The organism is Exiguobacterium sp. SH31, assembly GCF_001816105.1.
Classification (GTDB): Bacteria; Bacillota; Bacilli; order Exiguobacteriales; family Exiguobacteriaceae; genus Exiguobacterium; species Exiguobacterium aurantiacum_A.
Genome location: NZ_LYTG01000054.1, coordinates 1 through 2555, shown reverse-complemented (window position 1 = coordinate 2555; position 2555 = coordinate 1). Strand labels below are relative to the sequence as shown.

At 54.4% G+C, this 2555-nt stretch carries 1 protein-coding gene; it reads right to left on the bottom strand.

Going from position 1 to position 2555, the window contains the following annotated elements; all coding sequences use genetic code 11:
• Positions 1 to 72 precede the first annotated feature (72 nt).
• A complete protein-coding gene (locus A6395_RS08075) occupies positions 73 to 2475 on the bottom strand; it encodes a YhgE/Pip domain-containing protein (RefSeq protein ID WP_071398640.1) in 2403 nt (800 codons plus the stop codon).
• Positions 2476 to 2555 lie beyond the last annotated feature (80 nt).

The following is a 2555-nucleotide window of genomic DNA, read 5'->3' as shown; positions in this document are numbered from 1 at the left end:
AAAACTTTTTTCACAAAAAAACGTGTATAGTGCCATCTCATACACTATACACGATTTTCGGTTGATTGTGCATCACGCTTCCGACGGAGCCGGTCGATATTTTTTCTTCCAAGCGATGCGAAAATATCCCCAGAGCAAGAAGAAGCAACCGACCGACACGAGCGCCAAGTATAGAATCGCCCCTTGTAAATAACTGAGCCCGTCCGCCGACAAAATCTCTTTATAGCCGGCCACCGTATACGTCATTGGAAGTAACGCGTTGAACGGCTGCAAGGCACGTGGAATCAATTCAAGCGGGAACGTCCCGGCCGACGTCGTCAATTGAAGAATCAATAAGACGATGGCAACGAACCGCCCCGGGTTTCCGAGCGTCGTGACTAGCAACTGAACAATCAATAAGAATGTAATACTGACGAGCCAGCTGAAACCGAAGAAACGAAGCGGTGACTCGACCTCGAGTCCGAGCAACGTCATCATCGCCACGTTTAAGACGAACGCCTGAACGAAACCGATGACGATTAATACGCCCGATTTCGATAATAACCAAGATAAACTCCGCTTCGGTTTGCCAGCCGGATCATAGAGCGGATAGACGATTGACAACAAGAGTGCCCCGACGAAGAGACCGAGCGACATGAAGTATGGTGCAAATCCTGTCCCGTAGTTCGGTACGTGATGAATCGAGTCGTTCACGATTTGAATCGGTCCCGCCATCATTTCAACGTTCTCATCGCTAATGTCGACGTCAGCCGCTTCCGCACCCGAGAGTAAGGCGTCACGAAGTTTTCCGTTCCCGGACTCTAGTTCAGTCAGACCTTCCGCCAGGTCCGAACTTCCAGAACCGAGTGTTTGGCCCCCTTCAGCCAGACGCGATGCCCCTTCAGCGAGGGTACCCGTTCCTTGACCCGCCGTTTTGACCCCGTTGGCGAGTTTCGTACTTCCTTCAGACAAGGCGAGCGTGGCGTCAGCCAATTGATCACTCCCCGACGCCAGTTCCGTCGTCCCGTCATGAAGCGTCGCCACCCCTTCGTTCAATTGAACACTTGCCGATGCAAGTTCACCTGAACGATCCATCGCGGTTTTGGCACCTTGCTCGATTTGGCTTGACCCCTCGCTCAGCGCCGCGGCCCCGTTGACGAGCTGAGTCTGTCCGTCATTCAACGCAACCAATCCGGCTGCGAGCTCAGTGGCACCGGCTTCTGCTTGTCCCAACCCGTCTCCGAGTGCCGTTTGGCCTTCCGTGACACGAGACGCGCCCTCTGAAAGCGATGCGAAACCTGCTTCCGTTGCCTGCATACCTGTAGACAACTCAGCGACGATTGCTTGCAACATGTCTGGCGTTGCGGGCGTGCCTGATTCGGCGAGCGCAGACAACTTGGCGATCAGTTGCTCTTGCTGGCCTAACAACTCCGTTTTCATTTGGTCAATGCCAGCGGTGACACCTACCGTTCCCGCTACAAGTGCTTCGTTTCCGGCACTAGCCGCACTAAGCGCTTCTGCGAGTGTGCTCGAGCCGTTGACGAGTTGGCCGCTTCCAGCCTGTGCGTCCTCGAGTCCGGCCGCTAGTTCTTGAATCCCAGCGTCAAGCTGTTGCGTCCCGCTATGCAACTCGCCTAACTTCGAAGAGAACGCGCTCGTTCCGTCGACGAGCTGAGTCGTACCGTCTTTTAGCACGGCGGCCCCAGCGTCGACACGATGGACACCGTCTGACAGCGTGGAACTCCCGGTTTGGATACGCTGGCTCCCGTCGACGAGATCAGCCGTCCCAGACTCAAGCGCACCGAGTCCGTCATCGAGCTTGGCTGCGCCGTCCGCTAGTTCCTGCTGTTTTGAAGCGAGCAGTCGCGAGCCGTCCGCTAGCTTAACGGCACCTTCTTTAGCGGTCGTTGATCCGTCAGCAAGCTCCGTCGCACCGGTTGCGGCTTCATCTAATCCGTCAGCGACGGTTTTCAATCCGTCCCGCATGGCGTTGACATACTGTTTCGTCACTTCAGTCGACAGTTCGCCTTTCACTTGTTCCATCGCCGAACCTCCGATTTGAGCGGCGAGGAAGTTATACGACTCGTTCGCGATGTATCGAAGTTCCAATTGCTCCGGATCAGCAGACAGTGCGCTCGTCGCTTTCTCTGAAAAGTCATCCGGGATTTCGATTGCCATGTAAAAGGCGTGATCTTGTAACCCGGCGTCGGCTTCCGCTTTCGACACTTCGACGAATCGGAACGCTTCCGAGGTCGTCAACTTATCGACGAGTTCGTCACCGACAGCGAGTTCCTCCCCTTCAAACGTGGCCCCTGCGTCTTCATTGACGATCGCGACGGGCAAATCTTTCATTTGGCCGTAAGGGTCCCAAAATGCCCATAAGAACATGCCCGCATACATGAGCGGCACGAGCGCGACCGCTAGAATCGGAATCCATACCCGCGGATTTTTACCGATGCTCTGCCATTCTGCTTTCCACAACTTCCATCCATTCATTTGTTTCTCCACCTTTACTTATAAAACATAACTATTTTTCATGTTCCCTATTGTGCTCGCTCCGTCGAAAAATTGCAACC

Excerpts from the sequence above, each read along its gene's own strand:
- A6395_RS08075 (WP_071398640.1), bottom strand. The coding sequence starts at position 2,475 with ATGAATGGATGGAAGTTGTGGAAAGCAGAATGGCAGAGCATCGGTAAA.